This window comes from Streptomyces sp. HPF1205, assembly GCF_020400825.1.
GTDB lineage: Bacteria > Actinomycetota > Actinomycetes > Streptomycetales > Streptomycetaceae > Actinacidiphila.
Genome location: NZ_JAINVH010000009.1, coordinates 224110 through 244444 on the forward strand (window position 1 = coordinate 224110; position 20335 = coordinate 244444).

15 protein-coding genes and 3 tRNA genes are annotated in these 20335 nt (G+C 72.1%); 5 read left to right on the forward strand and 13 right to left on the reverse strand.

What is annotated here, in order from left to right; all coding sequences use genetic code 11:
- The first annotated feature begins 55 nt into the window (after positions 1–55).
- Entirely contained in the window at positions 56–1570 is a 1515-nt protein-coding gene (purF, locus tag K7G61_RS13415; RefSeq protein WP_225847006.1) for an amidophosphoribosyltransferase, read from the forward strand.
- A gap of 115 nt (positions 1571–1685) precedes the next feature.
- Positions 1686–2765: a phosphoribosylformylglycinamidine cyclo-ligase gene (gene purM / locus K7G61_RS13420; protein WP_225847007.1), complete on the forward strand. Its 1080-nt coding sequence runs from the start codon at positions 1686–1688 to the stop codon at positions 2763–2765.
- A gap of 197 nt (positions 2766–2962) precedes the next feature.
- Here the strand turns inward: purM and K7G61_RS13425 are convergent, their stop codons facing one another.
- Positions 2963–3220 carry a DUF3073 domain-containing protein gene (locus K7G61_RS13425; protein ID WP_225847008.1) on the reverse strand — a complete coding sequence of 86 codons (258 nt, stop codon included), beginning with the start codon at positions 3218–3220 and terminating at the stop codon, positions 2963–2965.
- Between the two features lie 292 nt (positions 3221–3512).
- Positions 3513–4685 (reverse strand): Glu/Leu/Phe/Val dehydrogenase dimerization domain-containing protein, encoded by a 1173-nt coding sequence (locus K7G61_RS13430; RefSeq protein ID WP_225847009.1) that lies wholly within the window; start codon positions 4683–4685, stop codon positions 3513–3515.
- 160 nt (positions 4686–4845) lie between these two features.
- Here K7G61_RS13430 and K7G61_RS13435 point away from each other — a divergent pair, with 160 nt between their 5' ends.
- Both K7G61_RS13435 and bldC read left to right on the forward strand, forming a co-directional pair.
- Positions 4846–5691, forward strand: a complete 846-nt coding sequence (locus K7G61_RS13435; RefSeq protein ID WP_225847010.1) for a hypothetical protein — start codon at positions 4846–4848, stop codon at positions 5689–5691.
- 476 nt (positions 5692–6167) lie between these two features.
- A complete protein-coding gene (gene bldC / locus K7G61_RS13440) occupies positions 6168–6374 on the forward strand; it encodes a developmental transcriptional regulator BldC (protein WP_003949541.1) in 207 nt (68 codons plus the stop codon).
- A gap of 667 nt (positions 6375–7041) precedes the next feature.
- Here the strand turns inward: bldC and K7G61_RS13445 are convergent.
- The 5 genes from K7G61_RS13445 to K7G61_RS13465 all read right to left on the reverse strand — a co-directional run bounded on the left by K7G61_RS13445 (position 7042) and on the right by K7G61_RS13465 (position 11981).
- Positions 7042–7116, reverse strand: a tRNA-Asp gene (locus K7G61_RS13445).
- Between the two features lie 70 nt (positions 7117–7186).
- Positions 7187–11140, reverse strand: coding sequence for an ATP-dependent RNA helicase HrpA (gene hrpA / locus K7G61_RS13450; RefSeq protein ID WP_225847011.1), 3954 nt, complete (start codon positions 11138–11140; stop codon positions 7187–7189).
- A 177-nt stretch (positions 11141–11317) separates the two neighbouring features.
- Positions 11318–11391, reverse strand: a tRNA-Phe gene (locus K7G61_RS13455).
- Between the two features lie 4 nt (positions 11392–11395).
- Positions 11396–11470: transfer RNA gene (locus tag K7G61_RS13460), tRNA-Asp, on the reverse strand.
- Positions 11471–11696: 226 nt separating this feature from the next.
- Complete coding sequence (locus tag K7G61_RS13465; RefSeq protein ID WP_225847012.1) at positions 11697–11981, reverse strand: antibiotic biosynthesis monooxygenase; 285 nt, start codon at positions 11979–11981, stop codon at positions 11697–11699.
- 71 nt (positions 11982–12052) lie between these two features.
- On the opposite strand from K7G61_RS13465, the gene K7G61_RS13470 reads away from it, so the two are divergent.
- Positions 12053–13171 carry a CapA family protein gene (locus K7G61_RS13470; RefSeq protein WP_225847013.1) on the forward strand — a complete coding sequence of 373 codons (1119 nt, stop codon included), beginning with the start codon at positions 12053–12055 and terminating at the stop codon, positions 13169–13171.
- A 53-nt stretch (positions 13172–13224) separates the two neighbouring features.
- On the opposite strand, the gene K7G61_RS13475 is transcribed toward K7G61_RS13470, so the two are convergent.
- The 6 genes from K7G61_RS13475 to K7G61_RS13500 form a co-directional block, all read right to left on the reverse strand.
- Positions 13225–15021: a helix-hairpin-helix domain-containing protein gene (locus K7G61_RS13475; protein WP_225847014.1), complete on the reverse strand. Its 1797-nt coding sequence runs from the start codon at positions 15019–15021 to the stop codon at positions 13225–13227.
- 190 nt (positions 15022–15211) lie between these two features.
- Positions 15212–16876: a cellulase family glycosylhydrolase gene (locus tag K7G61_RS13480; RefSeq protein WP_225847015.1), complete on the reverse strand. Its 1665-nt coding sequence runs from the start codon at positions 16874–16876 to the stop codon at positions 15212–15214.
- A gap of 217 nt (positions 16877–17093) precedes the next feature.
- Positions 17094–17450, reverse strand: a complete 357-nt coding sequence (locus K7G61_RS13485; protein ID WP_225847016.1) for a hypothetical protein — start codon at positions 17448–17450, stop codon at positions 17094–17096.
- A complete protein-coding gene (locus K7G61_RS13490) occupies positions 17447–17929 on the reverse strand; it encodes a hypothetical protein (protein WP_225847017.1) in 483 nt (160 codons plus the stop codon). The genes K7G61_RS13485 and K7G61_RS13490 overlap by 4 nt, the downstream gene beginning before the upstream one ends.
- A gap of 81 nt (positions 17930–18010) precedes the next feature.
- The gene (locus tag K7G61_RS13495) at positions 18011–18886 is read right to left on the reverse strand and encodes a glycosyltransferase family 2 protein (protein WP_225847018.1); all 876 of its coding nucleotides are present in this window, start codon (positions 18884–18886) and stop codon (positions 18011–18013) included.
- Positions 18887–19074: 188 nt separating this feature from the next.
- The gene (locus K7G61_RS13500; protein WP_225847019.1) at positions 19075–20232 is read right to left on the reverse strand and encodes a glycosyltransferase; all 1158 of its coding nucleotides are present in this window, start codon (positions 20230–20232) and stop codon (positions 19075–19077) included.
- Positions 20233–20335: the final 103 nt, after the last annotated feature.

The window sequence follows — 20335 nt, forward strand, 5'->3', positions numbered from 1 at the left end:
ATAATCCAAGGTCCCTCGTTCGGACGAACGGCAATCCTGCCCTAGACTCAAGGGCGTGCGTGGTGACGGACGACTCAGCCACGACCTGCTCCCCGGCGAGAAGGGCCCCCAGGACGCCTGCGGCGTTTTCGGAGTCTGGGCCCCCGGCGAAGAGGTCGCCAAACTCACCTATTTCGGGCTGTACGCGCTGCAGCACCGCGGACAGGAGTCCGCGGGCATCGCGGTGAGCAACGGTTCGCAGATCCTCGTCTTCAAGGACATGGGCCTGGTCTCGCAGGTCTTCGACGAGACCTCGCTGGGCTCGCTGACCGGCCACATCGCGGTCGGTCACGCCCGCTACTCGACCACCGGCGCCTCCGTGTGGGAGAACGCCCAGCCCACCTTCCGCGCCACCGCCAACGGCTCCATCGCCCTCGGCCACAACGGCAACCTGGTCAACACCGCCGAGCTCGCCGAGCTCGTCGCCGCCCTCCCGCAGGGCCCGGGCCGCGCCACGAAGGTCGCCGCCACCAACGACACCGACCTGATCACGGCCCTGCTGGCCGGCCAGGTCGGCGACGACGGCGGCCCGCTGTCCGTCGAGGAGGCCGCCGCCAGGGTGCTGCCCCGCGTCAAGGGCGCCTTCAGCCTCGTCTACATGGACGAGCACACGCTTTACGCCGCCCGCGACCCCCAGGGCATCCGCCCGCTGGTCCTCGGCCGCCTGGAGCGCGGCTGGGTGGTCGCCTCCGAGACCGCCGCCCTCGACATCGTCGGCGCCGGCTTCGTCCGCGAGATCGAGCCCGGCGAGCTGGTCGCCATCGACGAGCAGGGCGTGCGCACCACCCGGTTCGCGACGCCCCGCCCCAAGGGCTGCGTCTTCGAGTACGTCTACCTCGCCCGTCCCGACACCGACATCGCCGGCCGCAACGTCTACCTGTCCCGGGTCGAGATGGGCCGCCGCCTGGCCAAGGAAGCCCCGGTCGAGGCCGACCTGGTGATACCGACCCCGGAGTCCGGCACCCCGGCCGCCGTGGGGTACGCCGAGGCCAGCGGCATCCCGTACGGCTCCGGCCTGGTGAAGAACTCCTACGTGGGCCGCACCTTCATCCAGCCCTCGCAGACCATCCGCCAGCTCGGCATCCGGCTCAAGCTCAACCCGCTCAAGGAAGTCATCCGCGGCAAGCGGCTGGTCGTGGTGGACGACTCGATCGTCCGCGGCAACACCCAGCGCGCCCTCGTCCGCATGCTCCGCGAGGCCGGCGCCGCCGAGGTGCACGTGCGGATCTCCTCGCCGCCGGTGAAGTGGCCGTGCTTCTTCGGCATCGACTTCGCCACCCGCGCCGAGCTGATCGCCAACGGCATGAGCGTGGCGGAGATCGGCGCGTCGCTCGGCGCGGACTCGCTCGCGTACATCTCGCTGGACGCCATGATCGAGGCGACCACGATCCCCAAGGACGACCTGTGCCGGGCGTGTTTCGACGGCCAGTACCCGATGGACCTGCCCGACCCCGAGCTGCTCGGCAAGCAGCTCCTGGAGACCGAGCTGGCCGGCGGCGCGGACGCCGCCGACGCCCTGCGCCGCCCGTAGCCCGCGCCGGCCGGGAACCGTGGACCGCGGCCCCGGCCGCCAGGTGACCGGCCGCCCCGAACCGCCCGTGAACCGCCCAGCAACCGCCCCCGCCCCGAACCGGAAAGTGCCTCTCATGTCCGCATCCCCCGGCGAAACCCCCGGTGCCAGCTACGCCGCCGCCGGCGTCGACATCGAGGCCGGCGACCGTGCCGTCACCCTGATGAAGGAGTGGGTGCGCAAGGCCACCCGCCCGGAGGTGGTCGGCGGCCTCGGCGGCTTCGCCGGGCTCTTCGACGCCTCGGCCCTCAAGCGGTACGAGCGCCCGCTGCTGGCCTCCGCGACCGACGGCGTCGGCACCAAGGTCGACATCGCCCGCCGGATGGGCGTCTACGACACGATCGGGCACGACCTGGTCGGCATGGTGGTCGACGACCTGGTGGTGTGCGGGGCCGAGCCGCTGTTCATGACGGACTACATCTGTGTGGGCAAGGTCCACCCGGAGCGGGTCGCGGCCATCGTGAAGGGCATCGCCGAGGGCTGTGTGCTGGCCGGCTGCGCCCTGGTCGGCGGGGAGACCGCCGAGCACCCGGGGCTGCTGGGCGCGGACGACTTCGACGTCGCCGGGGCCGGCACGGGCGTGGTGGAGGCCGACCGGCTGCTCGGCGCGGATCTCATCCGTACGGGCGACGTGGTGATCGCCATCGAGTCGTCCGGACTTCACTCGAACGGGTACAGCCTGGTCCGGCATGTCTTCTTCGACCGGGCCGGCTGGGAGCTCGACCGCGAGGTCCCGGAGTTCGGCCGCACGCTCGGCGAGGAGCTGCTGGAGCCGACGCGGATCTACTCGCTGGACTGCCTGGCCCTGGCCAGGACCACCCCGGTGCACGCCTTCGCGCACGTGACCGGCGGGGGACTGGCGGCCAACCTGGCCCGGGTGATCCCGGACGGGCTGCACGCCACCGTCGACCGGTCCACCTGGACCCCCGCGCCCGTCTTCGGCACGGTCGGCGAGCTCGGCGGGGTGGAGCGGCTGGAACTGGAGCGGACCTTGAACATGGGGGTCGGGATGGTCGCCGTCGTGCCCCCGGAGTCGGTGGACGCGGCCCTGACCGTGCTGGCCGACCGCGGCGCGGGCGCCTGGGTGGCCGGCGAGATCACGGCACGCGAGGAGGACGCCCCCGCCGCGGAACTGACCGGCGACTACGCAAAGTGACGGTCAGCGCGCGTAGCCGTTGAGTCAAAGGGCGCGCCGGTGTCGAAAGGGAGAACCGCGCGCAGGGAGCGACGAAGGAGCGAGCGAGCACGGTCGACCGTCGACACCGGGTTTGAGCGCCCGGAGGCGAGAGGGCGGCAATAAGGCCGCAACCCGGTCCGGGGTGGCCCCCGGACCGGGTCGGCGAGCGTACGGCGTCAAGCGCGGCGGCGTTGCGAGGAAGGCGACCTGTCCTCGTCCTCGTCGTCCTCGTCGTCGTTGTAAAGATCCGCGTACTGAGCGTACGGGTCGTCTTCGAACTCGTCGTCATCGTCCTCGACAGGTTCCGGATTAACCGGCCTCGACGGCGATGCGCCCAGCTCTTCGGCCAGACGGGAGAGGTCCGTGCCGCCAGTGTTGTACTTCAACTGGCGGGCGACCTTCGTCTGCTTGGCCTTGGCCCGGCCGCGCCCCATGGCTCGACCCCCTCAACGGCGGGGCTCGACGGCCCCGAGTCTTGACACGCGTTCATGAATGAGAAGCGGCCTCCCGGAGGAAGACCGGTCCGTAGGGCCTCAACGGTACCTGCTTCCGACGCCGCACGGTACGTCGCCCGCACGACGCGCGTCGGAACAGGGGGCATTGGCGGCCCCGTCCTACCTGGTCAGACTCGATTTTACCGTCTTCTAGCGCGAACTTGCTATCGGGTCGTGCTATCGGTCACGTGAATCGGTTGTGAACCTGTTCAGAACGCGTGCCGGAGAGCGCTTACACGCCCTCCGCACGGGCCCCGCCGGCCCCGCCGGCCCCGCCCGTCTCGCCGGCCGACTCGGGCCGCAGCCAGTCCGCCGCCGGGGTGCGGTCGGCCATCCGCTGCTCGGCCAGCCGGTCCGCGGCCACCGCCGGCGGCACGCCGTCCGCCGCCGCCCGGTGGAAAATGGCCAGAGTCGTGTCGTAGATCCGGGTCGCCTTGGCCTTGGCCCGCTCGAAGTCGAAGCCCCGCAGCTCGTCGGCGACCTGGATGACGCCGCCGGCGTTGACCACGTAGTCCGGCGCGTAGAGGATCCCGCGGTCGGCGAGGTCCTTCTCGACACCCGGGTGGGCCAGCTGGTTGTTCGCCGCGCCGCAGACCACGGTGGCGGTGAGCGCGGCCACGGTCGCGTCGTCCAGCGCGCCGCCGAGCGCGCACGGCGCGTACACGTCGATGGGGGTGCGGACCAGGGCGTCGGCGTCGGCCACGGCGGTGACCCGCGGGTGGCGGTCGAGGACGCGCCGCACGGCGTCGGGACGCACGTCGGTGATCACGACCTCGGCGCCGTCGTCGAGCAGGTGCCGCACCAGGTGGTGGCCGACCTTGCCGACGCCGGCGACGCCGACCCGGCGGCCGGCGAGCGTCGGCTCGCCCCACTGCGCCTTCGCGGCGGCCCGCATGCCCTGGAACACGCCGAAGGCGGTGAGCACCGAGGAGTCGCCGGCCCCGCCGTGCTCGGGGGAGCGGCCGGTGGTCCAGCGGTTCTCGCGGGCGACCACGTCCATGTCGGCGACATAGGTGCCGACGTCGCACGCGGTGACGTACCGGCCGCCGAGGGAGGCCACGCAGCGGCCGTAGGCCAGCAGCAGTTCCTCGGTCTTCAGCGTCTCGGGGTCCCCGATGATGACGGCCTTGCCGCCGCCGAGGTCGAGGCCGGCCAGCGCGTTCTTGTAGGACATGCCGCGCGAGAGGTTGATGGCGTCCTCGACGGCCTCGTCGTCCGAGGCGTAGGCGTGGAAGCGGGTGCCGCCGAGGGCCGGGCCCAGGGCGGTGGAGTGGATGGCGATGACGGCCTTCAGGCCCGAGGCGCGGTCCTGGCAGAGAACGACCTGCTCGTGCCCGCCCTGCTCCGATCGGAACAGCTTGGCTACGGCACTTTCCGGTACGTCGGTCACGGTGGTGACTCCCATGGTCCAGTGGTCCCATCTGACGGCTCTCGCCCCCCGTACGGGTGGCGGAGGGCTCGATGGCCACAGCGTAGGCCCTGCGCGCAGTGGCCGGGATCACCTCCGCGCCACATGGGCGCGTGGGACGATCGGGAGAGCGGGAAGGGCGTGCGAGGGAGCGGGTGTGGGCGGTTCACCGGTACTGGTCCCGTACGCGGCGTACCTGCGGGTGTACGAGCCGCTGGCGGCCTTTCCCGAGCCCGAACGCACCCACTGGTACCGGTACGCGGCCGCCGGCCGTGCCAGGACCGCTCAGGACGAGCTGCGGCAGTCGCTGGCCGACCTGGTGCCCGTGCCGCCCGTCGCGGTGCCGGTGCACGAGAGCCGGGACGCCTTCGTCGCGGTCGTCGGCGGGGTGACCCACATCTGCCCCTGGCGGACGAGGCTGCGCGGCTGGCTGGCGCTCGAAGAGGCCGGGCGGCTGCTGCCCGAGCCGGTGCTCGACGCCATGCTGCCGCCGGTCGTCCGCCGCCAGGCCGAGGCGGACCGCGAGGCGTGGCTGGAACGCAACCCCGACGCGCGTCCGTGGATCAAGTCGGCCACCTGGCACGTGCCGGTGCGCTGGTTCGCGCTGGTCGGCGACGACGAGCGGGAGTACGAGCCGGCGGGCGCGGGCGAGTCCAAGGAGCCGCTGCTGCGCTACCGCACGCCCATGGTCCAGGCCCGGCGGCGGGTGGCGCGGGCACTGCGGGTGCTCAAGGACGCCCTGGAGGAGGGCCCGTTGATCGACGGGCTGATCGACGTGGGCCGGTGGCTGGAGGAGTTCCACCCGCGCTCGCTGGTCGAACTCGACTACGGCGGGCTGGTGCACGTGATGGGCCAGGACCGGCTGGCCGCCGACCACTCGGCGGCGGACGTGGCCGAGGGGCTGGCGGCGCTGCGCGAGGGCGACTCGGCGGCCGCGGGGGCGGCGTACGAGCGCCTCACCGAGCGCTGGCGGGCGGTGCGCGAACTGCAGTTCGCCAGCTGAGTTCCGGGCGGTTGGTCCGCAGTGTGATGCTTAGGGTGTGACGTGCGCTTCTGTGGTTGACGGGTGTGGTGTTCCGTTGACAACGGTGACGTTTGGCCCAAGGGTGACGCAGAGCACGTGACTGACCCCTTGCCAACATCACCATCTGTCATGCCAAAATGGGACATCGGGTCCGCCTCGGGCTCGTTTCGAAGGTGGGGATGTTGCGGATGATCGAGCTGTGACTGATCGTCACGTTGGTGTGACTGTCCGCTATGGCACGGTCCATCGGCTTCCGCCGAGCTTGAACACCTGAGAGGGCAAATCCATCGGTTTGGCCGACGCGGCTGGACGGATGGTGTAGTTGTAGTGCCGAGGACAAGCCGTTCGTCCTATTACCGACTCGGCCCTCGTCCGCCATTTCGGGCAACGGGGGCCAAGGTGCAGAATTTAGAGGAAAGAACCGCGTTGGTTCGGTTCTCTCGAGGAGGCCGCTCATGACCGCTCGCACCCCTGATGCCGAGCCGTTGCTTACCCCCGCTGAAGTCGCGACCATGTTCCGCGTCGACCCGAAGACGGTCACGCGCTGGGCCAAGGCCGGCAAGCTCACGTCGATCCGCACGCTCGGCGGCCACCGCCGCTACCGCGAGGCGGAGGTCCGCGCCCTGCTGGCGGGCATTCCGCAGCAGCGAAGCGAGGCCTGACAGCCCTTTCGGGCGGCTTGCGGGCCCCCACCCTCCGCGTCGCCCCGCCGGCGGCTCTCCCGCCCCCAATCGGGAGTGTCACCGGTCTCACCGGGAAACCGGTGGATGTGACCTCGACCGCATCGGACTCCGCCGGGTCCGGTGCGGTCTTTTTCGTGCCCGCCTCCGGCCCCCGGGGGCGGGTCGGGCCACCTGTCCGCACCCGTCGGGCGGCCCTGTTCCCGGGGTCCTTCCCGGGTCCGCTGTTCGGCCTGGGACGGGTGGTACGAGCGGTACCATTGCACATATTAAATCGAGGGCTCTGTGGAGGGGCTCAAGTTCCGCCATCTGTGTGCGACTTTACGTGACTCCCGTCACACATCGGCCTCTTGTGACGCGTGCCGCATATGCGGTAAAGGAACCGGACGACCCGTCAGGTCCGGCCGGGCGGCGCGGAGTCCCGGAAGGACCGCCCCCTCGCGGGCCTGTCCGCGGTCCGTTGACGCGGGCCGTGTAGGCGGGCCGCGTACACGGGCCGTGTACGGGAGAGGTGCGGGGAGGGGTACGGGTCGAGCGCGGGGACGGGCGCGGCCTCCACGGGCCGCGCGGTGCGCACACGGAAGCGGCCCCGCGTCCGGAGTCCGGAGGCGGGGCCGTGATAGAGCGCGGTAAAGCACTGACGCGATTGCGGTCCTGACGGGATTTGAACCCGCGGCCTCCACCTTGACAGGGTGGCGAGCACTCCAAACTGCTCCACAGGACCTCGTTGCGAGGATGACTCTACAGCAGGTCAGGGGGTGCGGTCGAACCGGTGGCCGGGTTCATGGCCGGGCTCAGGAGGGGGTGGCCGCCCAGCCCTCGTCCAGGGCCTTCACGACGCGCTTGTCGGAGACCGGGAAGGCCGTGCCCAGGGCGTGCGCGAAGTAGCTGACCCGCAGTTCCTCCAGCATCCAGCGGATGTCGCGGACCACGGCGGGCACGGGCCGGCCGGGCGGCTGCGCGGCGAGCAGCTCGGCGTACTCCGCCTGCAGTTCGCGGACCTTGGCCATGCGGGTGGTGTCCCGCTGGGCGGCCGTCGGCATCTGCTGCAGCCGCCGGTCGGCGGCCACCAGGTAGCGCATGAGGTCGGGCAGCCGCTTGAGCCCGGTGGCCGTGACGAAGCCGGGGTGGACGAGCCCGGTGAGCTGCTCGCGGACGTCCTGGAGGTTGGCCAGCAGCGCCGGGCTCCTGGTGTCCTTCAGCCGCCGCTCGCACGACTGCCAGGCGGCCAGCACCTGCTGGACCCGCTCCACGCTGCGCGCGGTCAGCTCGACCAGGTCCGCGCGCACCGCGTCGTACAGCTTGCGGTACGCCTCCTCGTCCCAGGCCGGTCCGCCGTGGTCGGCGATGAGGCGGTCGGCGGCGGCGGTCGCGCAGTCCTCGAAGAGCGCCTGCACGCCGCCGTGCGGGTTGCGGGACAGCGCGAGCTTCTGCTGGTTGCTCAGCCGGTCGGCGGCGAACTTCGCCGGGTTCACCGGAACGCCCAGCAGGATCAGCCGCCGGGTGCCGCGCCACATCGCCTCGGCCTGCTCGGGCTCGGTGTCGAAGAGCCGCACGGCCACCGAGGAGCCCTCGTCCACCAGCGCGGGGTAGGCCCGCACCGGCTGCCCGGCGCGTCGCGTCTCGAAGGTGCGCGGCAGCGTGCCCAGCGTCCAGTCCGTCAGCCCCGTGCGCTGCTCCAGGGTCGCCAGGCCCGACTCGGAGGCGTCCGCGGACCGTTCGAAGGCCCGCGTGATGGCCTCGCGCGTCTTCGGCTTCAGCCGCCGCTTCAGCGCCTCCAGGTCCTTGTCCTCGGCGAGCTTGCGGCGCCGTTCGTCGATCACCCGGAAGGTGATCTTCAGGTGGTCGGGCACCTTGGCCAGGTCGAAGTCCTCCGCGGCGAGCGGCACCCCCACCATCCGCCGCAACTCCCGTGCCAGCACCGCCGGAAGGGGATCGGGGCCGGCGACCGCCGTCTGCAGGAACCTCTTGGCGAAGTTCGGCGCCGGGACGTAGTGCCGGCGGATCGCCTTGGGCAGCGAGCGGATCAGCTCGGTGACGACGTCCTCGCGCAGCCCCGGGATCTGCCAGTCGAAGCCGGCCGGGGTGACCTGGTTGAGCACCTGCAGCGGGATGTGGACGGTCACGCCGTCCGCGTCCGCGCCCGGCTCGAACTGGTAGGTCACCTTGAACTTCAGCGCGCCCTGCCGCCAGGAGTCCGGGTAGTCGGCCTTGGTGACCGCCTCCGCGTTCTCGTTGATCAGCATGGAGTGCTCGAAGCTGAGCAGTTCCGGGTCCTCGCGCCGCTTGTGCTTCCACCACGAGTCGAAGTGGGCGCCGGACACCACGTGCTCGGGCAGCCGCGCGTCGTAGAAGTCGAACAGCGTCTCGTCGTCGACCAGGATGTCCCGGCGCCGGGCGCGGTGCTCCAGCTCCTCGACCTCGCCGAGCAGTTTGCGGTTGTCGTGGAAGAACTGGTGGTGGGTGCGCCAGTCGCCCTCGACGAGGGCGCCGCGGATGAACAGCTCGCGGGAGACCTCGGGGTCGATCCGCCCGTAGTTGACCTTGCGCTGCGCCACGAGCGGGATCCCGTACAGCGTCACCCGCTCGTACGCCATCACCGCCGCCTGGTCCTTCTCCCAGTGCGGCTCGCTGTAACTGCGCTTGACCAGGTGCTGGGCGAGCGGCTCGACCCACTCCGGTTCGATCCGGGCGTTGACGCGGGCCCACAGCCGGGAGGTCTCCACGAGTTCCGCCGACATCAGCCACCGCGGGGGCTTGCGGAACAGCGCCGAGCCGGGGAACACCGCGAACTTGGCGCTGCGCGCGCCCAGGTACTCGTTCTTCTCGGTGTCCTTCAGGCCGATGTGCGACAGCAGGCCGGCCAGCAGCGAGGCGTGGACGCGCCGCGGGTCGGTCTCCGCCTCGTCCTCCGCGGTGGAGATGCCCAGCTGCCTGGTGATGGTGCGCAACTGGCTGTAGATGTCCTGCCACTCGCGGATGCGCAGGTAGTTCAGGTACTCGGCGCGGCACATCCGGCGGAACGCGGAGGAGGACAGCTCCCTCTGCCGCTCGCGGATGTAGCGCCACAGGTTGAGGAACGCCAGGAAGTCGCTGTCGTCGTCCTTGAACCTGGCGTGCTGCTGGTCGGCCTGGGTCTGCTTGTCGGCGGGGCGCTCGCGCGGGTCCTGGATGGACAGGGCGGCGGCGATCACCATCACTTCGCGCACGCAGCCGTTGCGGTCGGCCTCCAGCACCATCCGGGCCAGCCGCGGGTCCACCGGGAGCTGGGAGAGCTTGCGGCCGGTGTCGGTCAGCCGCGCCCGCGGGTCCTTGGCCTGCGGGTCGAGCGCGCCGAGCTCCTCCAGGAGCTGGATGCCGTCCTTGATGTTGCGGCTGTCCGGCGGGTCGATGAACGGGAACTTCGCGATGTCGCCGAGCCCGGCCGCCGTCATCTGCAGGATGACCGAGGCGAGGTTGGTGCGCAGGATCTCCGGGTCGGTGAACTCCGGCCGGGACAGGAAGTCGTCCTCGTCGTACAGCCGGACGCAGATGCCGTCGGACGTGCGGCCGCAGCGGCCCTTGCGCTGGTTGGCGCTGGCCTGGCTGATCCGCTCGATGGGCAGCCGCTGGACCTTGGTGCGGTGGCTGTAGCGGGAGACGCGGGCGGTGCCGGGGTCGATGACGTAGCGGATGCCGGGGACGGTGAGGCTGGTCTCCGCGACGTTGGTGGCCAGGACGATACGGCGGCCGGCGTGCGGCTGGAAGACGCGGTGCTGCTCGGCGGAGGACAGGCGGGCGTACAGCGGCAGCACCTCGGTGTGCCGCAGGTCGCGCTTGTTCAGGGCGTCGGCGGTGTCGCGGATCTCCCGCTCGCCGGACAGGAAGACCAGGATGTCGCCCGGGCCCTCGGCCTGCAGCTCGTCCACGGCGTCGCAGATCGCGGTGATCTGGTCGCGGTCCTCGCTGTCGGTGCCCTCCTCCAGCAGCGGCCGGTAGCGCACCTCGACCGGGTACGTGCGCCCGCTGACCTCCACGATCGGCGCGTCGCCGAAGTGGCGGGAGAAGCGCTCGGGGTCGATGGTCGCCGAGGTGATGACGACCTTCAGGTCGGGGCGGCGAGGCAGCAGCTGGGCCAGGTAGCCCAGGATGAAGTCGATGTTGAGGCTGCGCTCGTGGGCCTCGTCGATGATGATCGTGTCGTACGCGCGCAGCTCGCGGTCGGTCTGGATCTCGGCGAGCATGATGCCGTCGGTCATCAGCTTCACCAGGGTGCCGTCGCTCACCTGGTCGGTGAAGCGGACCTTCCAGCCCACGGCCTGGCCGAGCGGTGTCCGCAGCTCCTCCGCGACGCGCTCGGCGACCGTACGGGCGGCGATACGGCGCGGCTGGGTGTGGCCGATCAGGCCGCGCACCCCGCGGCCGAGCTCCAGGCAGATCTTCGGGATCTGGGTGGTCTTGCCGGAGCCGGTCTCACCGGCCACGATCACGACCTGGTGGTCGCGGATGGCGGCGAGGATGTCGTCCTTCTTCTGGCTGACCGGCAGCGCTTCCGGATACGTCACCGGGGGGACCGCGGCCTGCCGGAGGGCGACGCGCTGCTCGGCCCGGACGACGTCGGCCTCGATCTCGGCCAGCACGGCGTCCCGCGCCTGGGGCTTCCGTATCCGGCGCACGCCGTCGAGCCGGCGGCCGAGGCGCTGCTCGTCCCGCAGGGTCAGCGAGGGGAGCCGTGCGGCGAGGCCGGCGGTGGAGGTTTGGGTAGACATACGCGGTCCAGCATCGCATCCGGCCGCCGCCCGCGGCGAACACATTTCGGGTGGGGCGCGCCCGCCGGACGGGCGGCCCCGGGAACGACACCCCGGAGAGACATTCCGGAACGACTCGGGGAACGACATCCCGGAACGACGCAGGGCCCGCGCGGTGGCGGGCCCTGCGTCGTGCGGTGGCTGGGGCCGGGGTCGAACCGGCGACCTACCGCTTTTCAGGCGGTCGCTCGTACCAACTGAGCTACCCAGCCGCAGCGGTCCTGACGGGATTTGAACCCGCGGCCTCCACCTTGACAGGGTGGCGAGCACTCCAAACTGCTCCACAGGACCTTGCTCCGTGCGGGACCAAGTCTTGCACATGTCGTGCCGTGGTCTCACACAGGTTTGCGCGACCTCCGCGCCGGGCCTTCCTTCGCACCGTGATCCCCGGGGGATCCTGCGGTGATCAGTCGGACATTTCGGCGGGCCGTTGTCGCTGGATCAGCGTATCAGACCCCGGCCCCCTCGCCCGCACACCGCGGGGCCGCCCTGGCCGCCGGGCGGCCCCGGCCCGTGCTCAGGACTCCGTGAAGTGTTCGACGGTGACCGGACCGGAGAAGAAATGGCCGATCAGGGCGCCGAATTGGCGGAAGCCGTCGGATTCCATGTAGGAGGTGTGGTGGTCCTTGGACTCCCACTCGACGATGGCGATGAAGCGGGAGGGGGACTCCACCCCGCGTATGAGGCGGGAGGCGAGGCAGCCGGGGGCGGCGCGCAGGATCTTGGTGCCCTCGGCGTAGGCGGCGGCGAACTCGTCCTCGCGGCCGGGGGCGACGGGGAGGTCGGCGATCTCGGTAATCATGCGGTGAGGGTAGCCAAGGCGCCGCCGCGCGCGGGCGGGAACCGGGCGGCCCCGGGTTCTACCCTGGAGGTATGGGGAACGCCCAGGTCACCCTGTTCCTCTGCGGCGACGTGATGCTCGGCCGCGGGGTGGACCAGATCCTGCCGTCGCCGGGCGACCCGCGGCTGCGCGAGGAGTACGTACGGGACGCCCGCGGCTACGTGGAACTGGCCGAGCGGGCGAACGGGCCGGTACCGCGCGCGACCGGCTTCGGCTGGCCGTGGGGGGACGCGCTGGGGCTGCTGGAGCGGGCCGGGGTCGACGCCCGGATCGTCAACCTGGAGACGGCGATCACCCGCGGCGGGGACTTCGCGCCGGGCAAGGCCGTGCACTACCGAATGAGCCCGGGGAACCTGCCGTGCCTGACCGTCGCCCACCCCGACGTGTGCGTCCTGGCCAACAACCACGTGCTCGACTTCGGCCCCGAAGGGCTGCGCGAGACCCTGGCCCTGCTCGCCGACGTGCGGCTGCGCTCGGCGGGCGCGGGCACGGACGCCGAGCGGGCGCGGCGCCCCGCCTCCGTACCCCTGCCCGGCGGCTCCCGCGTGCTGGTCTTCGCGCGCGGCATGCGCTCCAGCGGCATCCCGTACGAGTGGGCGGCCGGCGAGGACCGGCCCGGCGTCGCCTTCGTCCCCGGCCCCTCGCCCGCCGCCGCGTCCTGCGTCACCGACCGCATACGGCAGGTCAAACGGCCGGGCGACATCGTCGTGGTGTCGCTGCACTGGGGCCCGAACTGGGGGTACGAGGTCTCCGGCGACGAGGTGCGGTACGCGCGGGCGCTCATCGACGGCGGCGCCGACGTCGTCCACGGCCACTCCTCGCACCACCCCCGCCCGGCCGAGATCTACCGCGGCAAGCTCATCCTCTACGGCTGCGGCGACTTCATCGACGACTACGAGGGCATCACGGGGTACGAGCGCTACCGCGACGACCTGCGGCCCGCCTACCTCGTCACCCTCGATCCCGCGACCGGCCGGCTGACCGGCCCCGGCGCGCGCCTGGCGGTCCTGCAGGCGCACCGGATGCGGCTGCGGCGCGCGCCGGAGGAGGACGCGCGGTGGCTGCGGGAGGTGCTGGACGCGGCCGGGCGCGACCTGGGCACGCGGGTGGACAGCGGTCCGGCGGGGGAGCTGGTGCTGCACGAGGGCTGAGGGCTGAGGGCTGTGGGCGCCCGGGCCGAGGGGGCCGGGGGGCCGGCGACCGTTCAGCGGCGGCCTTTGCGGAGGAACCGTTTCAGCCGGGTCAGCGGCCAGGTGTTGATCACGTCGTCCTTGGTGAGCCAGCCACGCTGGGCGGTACCGACGCCGTACCGCAGGAAGGCCAGATGCAGGACCGAGTGCGCGTCCGTGTCGATCGCGAACTTCGCGCCCAGCTCCTTGGCCCGCGTGATGTCCTCGTCGCGCAGGTCGAGGCGGTCGGGCTGGGCGTTGACCTCCAGGGCCGTGCCGGTGCGGGCGCAGGCCGCGTACACCGCGTCCCAGTCGGCGTCCACGCCGGGCCGGCGGCCGATGAGGCGGGTGGTCGGGTGGCCGATGACGTTGACGTACGGGTTCTCGCAGGCCCGTACCAGCCGCTTGGTCATCGCCGCCCGGCCGAGGGCGAAGTGCGAGTGGATCGACGCCACGCGGATGTCGAAGCCGTCGAGGAAGTCCGCGGGCCAGTCCACGTCGCCGTCCGGGCCGATGTTCAGCTCGGTGCCGTGCAGCAGCCGCATGCCGTGGTAAGCGCCGTCGAGCTCCCTGACCCGCCGGCGCTGGGCGAGCGCCTTCTCGTCGGTCATCTGCTCCATGTACAGGTCGGGGGCGTGGTCGGTGACGGCGTAGTACGCGTACCCGCGCGCGGCGGCCGCCTCGGCCATCTCCTCCAGCGGGGCGAGCCCGTCGGTCAGGTCGGTGTGGGTGTGCAGGTCGCCGCGGACGTCGTCCTCGGTGACCAGCTCGGGCAGCCCGTCGCCGAGGGCGGCCTCGATCTCCCCGCGGTCCTCCCTGAGCGTGGGCGGGATCCAGGGCAGGCCCAGGCGCGCGTACACCTCGTCCTCGGTGCGGGAGGCGACGGGCCTGCCCTCGGCGCCCGCGGCCTTCCCCGATGCGGCGCCCTTCGCGCTCTTCGTGCCCTTCGTGCCCTTCGTGCCCTTGCCCGGCACCTCGAAGATCCCGTACTCCGAGAGTTTCAGCCCGTGCCGGACCGCCATGGTGCGGGTGCGGATGTTGTGCGCCTTGGAGCCGGTGAAGTACTGCAGGCCCGCACCCCACGAGTGCGGCGGCAGCACCCGCAGGTCGACCTGGATGCCCTTGACCGTACGGATCGAGGTCTTCTTCCCGCCGTGCGCGATGACCTCGGCGGTCGCCGGCAGCGCGGTGAGCGCGTCCATGAACGGCCGCGAAGCGCGGGCGGCGACCAGGATGTCGACGTCCCCGACCGTCTCCCGCATCCGGCGCAGGCTGCCCGCGTACACGCAGTTCTCGCAGCCGGTCAGGGCGGACAGCTCGGCCACGACCTCCTCGGCGACGGCCATCGCGGTGTGCAGGTCGATCCGCCCGCCGGCCTGCCGCAGCAGCGCGATGCCGTGCAGGATGTTCTCCTCGGTCTTCGGCCCGAAGCCCTTCAGCCCGCGCAGCCGCTCGCGGCGGATGGCCTCGGCGAGTTCGTCGACCGACGAGATGCTCAGGTCCTCGTACAGGGCCATGGCCTTCTTCGGGCCCAGGGTGGGGATCGTGATCAGCTCCCGCACCCCGGCGGGGATCATCGCCCGCCGCTCCTCGACCACGCCGACCGTGCCGGTCCGCAGGTACTCGGTGACCTTCCCGGCGATGGACTTGCCGACCCCGGGGATGCCGAGCAGCTCCTCCTCGCTGAGCCGCGAGACGTCCCGGGCGCAGCCGCCCACGGCCCGCGCGGCCTTCTCGTAGGCCCGCGCCTTGAAGGCGTCGCCGCGGGTGATCGCGATGAGGTCGGCGTACTCCTGGAGCACGGCCTCGACCTCTTCGTTCCGCCGGACCACCCTCACCATTTTAGTTCCGGGCGGCCGCGGGCGCGTGCGCGGCCGCCCGGAAGGCGGCGGACGCGGCAGGGCCGCGGCGCCAGGAGGTCGCCGCGGCCCGTTCGTGCTCAGCGCTCGGCGCTCAGCGGCTCGCGCTCAGCGGCTCACGAGGGGCCCGCGCGGGCCCCGCGCCAGCCCCTCGCGGGTCCCGCTACGGGTTCTGCGTCAGCAGGTGCGCCTTGAACCCTTCGCCGTACGTGCTGGTCGGCGTGCCGTTCCAGTCGGTGATGAGGATGCTGCCGCTGCTGGCGCACCCGCCCCACGGGTTCCAGGTCCACGCCAGGTAGCCGATGCCGTGCTGGTCGAGCCACGGCATGACCTGGTCGATGTAGTCGTGGGCGCAGCTGTTCTGGCCGATCTCGCCGGCCACCAGCGGCACCTTCGCCGCGACCGGGGCGATCTGGCTGTCCCAGCAGCTGCTGGAGACACAGGCGTTGAAGTTGTACGAGTGCCACGACGCCATGATGTTGCCGGCCGAGTCGGTCGGCTTGTAGGTCAGCCACTGGGTCAGGTCGTTGGTCCAGGTCAGACCGGAGACCATGAGGACGTTGGTGGCGCCGGTCGCCCGGACCGCGTTGACCAGGGACTGCATGCCGGCGACCTTGTAATCGATGCCCGTGCAGGTGCCGCCGTCGCGCAGGCAGGTCCACGCTTCGGTGGCGTCCGCCCAGTTGTCGGCCGCGTCCGGGTAGGGCTCGTTGAACAGGTCGAAGACGACCGCGTTGTCGCCCTTGAAGGCGGTGGCGACCTGGCTCCAGAAGGTGGGCGCGTACTGGGCGTCGGGCATCGGCTTCTGACAGGTCGCCTTGACGTCCGAGCAGGCCGAACTCGGGCCGGTGTACAGGCCGTACGTCCAGTGCAGGTCGAGGATCGGGGTGATCCCGTTGGACGCCAGCAGGTCCGCGTAGTCCTTGACCGCCTTCTGGTACGCGGCCCCGCTCGTGCCGCCGGCGGGCACGTCGGCGTTGCCGAGCCAGCACTCCTCGTTGAGCGGGATGCGGACCGCGTGGACGTTCCAGGACTTCATCGCGTCGACGGACGCCTGGTCGACCGGGCCGCTGTCCCACATCCCCTTGCCCTGGACGCAGGCGAACTCGCCGCTGGAGCGGTTGACGCCCAGCAGTCGGTAGTTCTCGCCGCCCGCGGTCACCAGGTGGTTGCCGGACACGTGCAGGGCGGGCGCCGGACCGCCGGGCCCGCCGGTTCCGCCCGTGGTTCCGCCGGTGGTGGTCCCTCCGGTGGTCGTGCCGCCCGTTGTCGTGCCTCCGGTGGTGGTCCCGCCCGTGGTGGTGCCGCCGGTCGTCGTTCCTCCGGTGGTGGTGCCGCCGGACGTGGTCGTCCCGCCGGACGTGGTCGTCCCGCCGGACGTGGTGGCGCCGGTGCAGGGGACGCCGTTGAGGGCGAAGTCGGTCGGCTGGGGCAGCGGGTTCGGCACGCCGGACCCGGACCAGGTGCCCTGCAGTCCGACCGAGGTGTTGGTCTGGCCGGTGCCTATGGAGCCGTTCCAGCCGACGTCCTTGGCGGTGATGGACGTGGACCCGGTGAACGTGGCGTTCCAGCCGCCGGTGAAGGTCTGGCCGCTCGGCATCGTGAACGTCAGGGTCCAGTGCGAGATCGGATCCCCGAGGTTGGTGATCGCCAGAGTCGTGCCGAAGCCGCCCGAAGTGGACGACTGCTGCCAGGTGTTGACGTTCTGATACGTGACGGAACAACCGGTGGCCGCGGCCTGGGCGGATCCGGGCAGCGCCGCCACCCCGCCGATGGCGAGTGCGGCGGCCGCTCCGGACGCGAGCAGGACGGCTTTTCGGTGACGCATGGGGGGTCTCCTTGCTTCGAGGAGTCGTCATCGACGCAAGGGAGGCTTCTCGACTTAACCCTTTAAGTCAAGGGTGCGGAAGCAAGGAAGGGCCCACGGGGCCCTCGCCGCCGAACCGGTTCGGCACCCCGTACGGCCGTCAGGGCCAGGTAAGGGTGAGCCCGTCGGCCCCCACGGCATACGCGGCCGGCCCGCCCTTGCCGCACGCGTGTGCCGGTCACTTGTCCGTGGCGCGGGGGTGACCGGTGCCGGCGAAGGTGATCCAACAAGTGCCGTGAGCGCCGTCCACGAGATACCAGATCCGACCGCCGCCGGTGACCTCGATCTGCCACTGCTCGCAGGTGTGACCGCGGTAAGTACCGTGCGCGAGGCTACCCTTTAACTGATGGTGGCGCGGAGTCTGCACGTTCGGCTTCGGGTCGGTACGTAAGACGACCCACGCGCGGTAGGTGTTGCCGCGAGCCTGCCGGGCGAGGCTTTCCCATCCCTTGGCCGATGCGGCGTCCGCGAAGCGGACTTCCCAGTGGCCCTCCGGCGCGGGGGGTGCGACGCGGTCGCCGCGGCCCGCCGTCACGCCGTGGTCCGGGGGTCGGGCGCGGCTCCGTAGTCCTCGTCGTGGTCCCTGCGGAGGGCGGCGAGCAGTTCCGGGTCGGAGTGGACCTCGGCGGTGTGCTGCCAGGCGGTGAGCATCTGGGCGACGGCCGCGCTGTTCCCGACGGAGTCGGCGGCGCGCATGGTGTCGACGAGTTCCACGGCGAACGCGTGCACGTCGAATTCCGGGAGGAAGCGGACCCATGGGAAGGCGTCGGGCAGGATGTCGAGCAGCAGTTCCATGCTGCCGGGCTCCCGCCGCGCCATAGCGGCCAGCATCCGGGTGGCCGCCGAGACGACCGTCTGGTCCTGTTCGGCCCGCGCGGCCGTGGTCAGCACCAGGTCCTCGCCATCCCTGCGGTGCAGAACCAGCCGCGGTGCGTCTTTGAGGCGCGCCAGCGTCTGCTTGTTCTTGTTGACGAGCTCGGAGAAGTTCACGGCCGCGCGTTCATTGCTGCCCATGGGTTTGAAACTACTTCGAAACTGCTGCCCGCGCCATCGCCCGTACGGGGGATTCCCGGGCCGGGCCGTGGCCGGCGGGGGTCAGACGATCGGGGGGCGGCCGAGGCGGGTCATCGTCCAGACGGTGGACCAGCGCATGGGGCGGCGGGGCGGGCAGGGGGTGCGCACGCCCTCGGCGAAGCCGGCGAACCAGGCGCGCAGGCCCGCCGGGGTCCGGGTGCGGGCCAGGGTCAGGGCGGTCCAGGTGGCCAGGTAGACCGGGACGAGGGGCGCGGGCAGGTGGCGTTTGGCGAGCCAGACGCGGTTGCGGGCGACCATGCGGTAGTAGACGGCGTGCCGGGTCGGGGAGGTCCAGGGGTGGCGCAGCACCAACTCCGGCTCGTACCGCACCTTCCAGCCCGCGTCGAGGGCACGCCAGGCCAGGTCGGTCTCCTCGTGGGCGTAGAAGAAGGCGTCGGGCCAGCCGCCGATCTCGTCGAGCATCCGCATGGCCAGGCCGTGGCCGCCGCCGAGGAAGGTGGTGACCGGGCCGCCGCGCATCGGGTCCTTCGCGCGCAGCCGCGGTACGTGGCGGCGGGCGGTGCGGCCTCGTTCGTCGGCGACGCGGAAGCCGACGACGCCCAGCCGGTCGTCGGCCGCGTACAGCGCGGTGAGGCGGGTGAACACGTCGGGGCTGATCAGCCGCCCGTCGTCGTCGAGGTCCACGACCACGTCGACGTCGCCGAACGCGCGCAGCCGGTCGAGGGCGGCGTTGCGGCCGCCGGCGATGCCCAGGTTCTCCGGGAGTTCCAGCGGGGTCACCCACGCGGGCAGCGCCGGCAGCGGCGAGCCGTTGCCGACGACCACCACCCTCGCCGCCGGGGTCTCCTGCGCGGCCACCGAGTCGAGCAGGGCGGTCAGCTCGGCGGGGCGCGTGCCCATGGTCAGAATGGCGACGCCGACGCGTGGATGACGCACGGGTGAACTCCGATCATCGGGGCGGTTGCCCGGCGATGGTAGCCGTGCGGCGCCGGAGGCGGTCGTGCGGGCGCGGTTTGCGGACTCGGTGTACGGGCCCGGTGTACGGGCTCGGTGTACGAGCGGGCGGGAGCCGTCGCGGGCGGCCCGCGGCGGCTGCGGCCCGCGACGGCTGCGGTGGGTGTCGGTCAGCCGGAAGCGGCGGAGAGGATCACGTCCACGAGCCGGTCGGCCGCGTCCGGGCGGCCGTGGGCGCGGGCGCGCGCGGCCATCGCGGCCCGCAGGGCGGGGTCGGTCAGCAGCGGCCCGGCCGCCTCGCACAGGGCGCCCGCGGTGACCTCGCCGGTCAGGGCGACGGCGGCGCCGGCTTCCGCCAGGTGCCGGGCGTTGTGGGTCTGCTCGTTGCCCGCCGAGGAGGCCAGCGGGACGAACACCGCGGGCTTGCCGAGCGCGGTCAGCTCCGCGAGGGTGCCGGCGCCGCTGCGCGAGATCACCAGGTCGGCCAGGGCCAGTACGTCGGGCAGTTCGGGGCCGACGAACCCGGTCAGGTGGTACCTGCTCGCGAGGTCGGGCCTCAGGGCCGCGGCCTGGCGCCGGAGGGCGTCGACGTGGGCCGGACCGCACTGGTGGACGATGTTCGCCCGTTCCAGCAGCCATGGCAGCGCGTCCCGCACGAGGTCGTTGATCTGCTGCGCGCCCTGGGCGCCGCCGGTGACGTACACGGTCGGCAGGTGCCGGGCGAAGCCGTGCAGGCCGAGCGCGTGGACCGCCTTGTCCGGGTGGCCGGCCAGCACCTCGGGCCGGACCGGGTTGCCGGTGACGACCGCGATGCCGCGCACCGCTTCCGGCAGGAGCGGAAGGGACGACTCCGAGGACACCGCGATGCGCGTCGCCGAGCCGGCGAGCCTGCGGTTGGCCAGGCCCAGCCGGACCGTCTGCTCGTGCAGCACCAGGGGCCGGCGGCACATGCGCGCCGCCATTCCCGCGGGGACGGCCACGTACCCGCCGGTGGCCAGCACCACGTCCGGCCGGAAGTCGGCGACGGCCTTCCTGGCCTGCGCGATCCCGAGCGGCACCCGCGCCATGTCCCGAACGTTCGCCGGCGACACCATCTTCAGCGGGTTGGCGGCGCGGCGGATCTTCCCGGTCGCCACCGTGGTGAACGCGATGCCCTCGGCCGGGGCGACCCGCGCCTCCAGCCCGTCGGGCGTGCCGATCCACAGCACGTCGAGCGTCCCACCGCCGGCCGCCAGCCGGTCCCGCAGCGTGCGGACCGCGGTCAGCGCGGGATACGTGTGGCCGCCCGTCCCACCGCCGGTGACGATCAGCCGGAAACTCCGGGGCACAGAAGAATCACTGTTCACCCCGCGCACCCTAGCGCCTGCCGCTCGCTCCCCTGAGCCGCCCCCGCCTCCCTTGGCACGCGCACCGCCGCGGCCCCGCGGGAAC

Excerpts from the sequence above, each read along its gene's own strand:
- purM (WP_225847007.1), top strand. The coding sequence starts at position 1,686 with ATGTCCGCATCCCCCGGCGAAACCCCCGGTGCCAGCTACGCCGCCGCC.
- K7G61_RS13425 (WP_225847008.1), bottom strand. The coding sequence starts at position 3,220 with ATGGGGCGCGGCCGGGCCAAGGCCAAGCAGACGAAGGTCGCCCGCCAG.
- K7G61_RS13430 (WP_225847009.1), bottom strand. The coding sequence starts at position 4,685 with ATGGGAGTCACCACCGTGACCGACGTACCGGAAAGTGCCGTAGCCAAG.
- bldC (WP_003949541.1), top strand. The coding sequence starts at position 6,168 with ATGACCGCTCGCACCCCTGATGCCGAGCCGTTGCTTACCCCCGCTGAA.
- hrpA (WP_225847011.1), bottom strand. The coding sequence starts at position 11,140 with ATGTCTACCCAAACCTCCACCGCCGGCCTCGCCGCACGGCTCCCCTCG.
- K7G61_RS13465 (WP_225847012.1), bottom strand. The coding sequence starts at position 11,981 with ATGATTACCGAGATCGCCGACCTCCCCGTCGCCCCCGGCCGCGAGGAC.
- K7G61_RS13470 (WP_225847013.1), top strand. The coding sequence starts at position 12,053 with ATGGGGAACGCCCAGGTCACCCTGTTCCTCTGCGGCGACGTGATGCTC.
- K7G61_RS13480 (WP_225847015.1), bottom strand. The coding sequence starts at position 16,876 with ATGCGTCACCGAAAAGCCGTCCTGCTCGCGTCCGGAGCGGCCGCCGCA.
- K7G61_RS13490 (WP_225847017.1), bottom strand. The coding sequence starts at position 17,929 with ATGGGCAGCAATGAACGCGCGGCCGTGAACTTCTCCGAGCTCGTCAAC.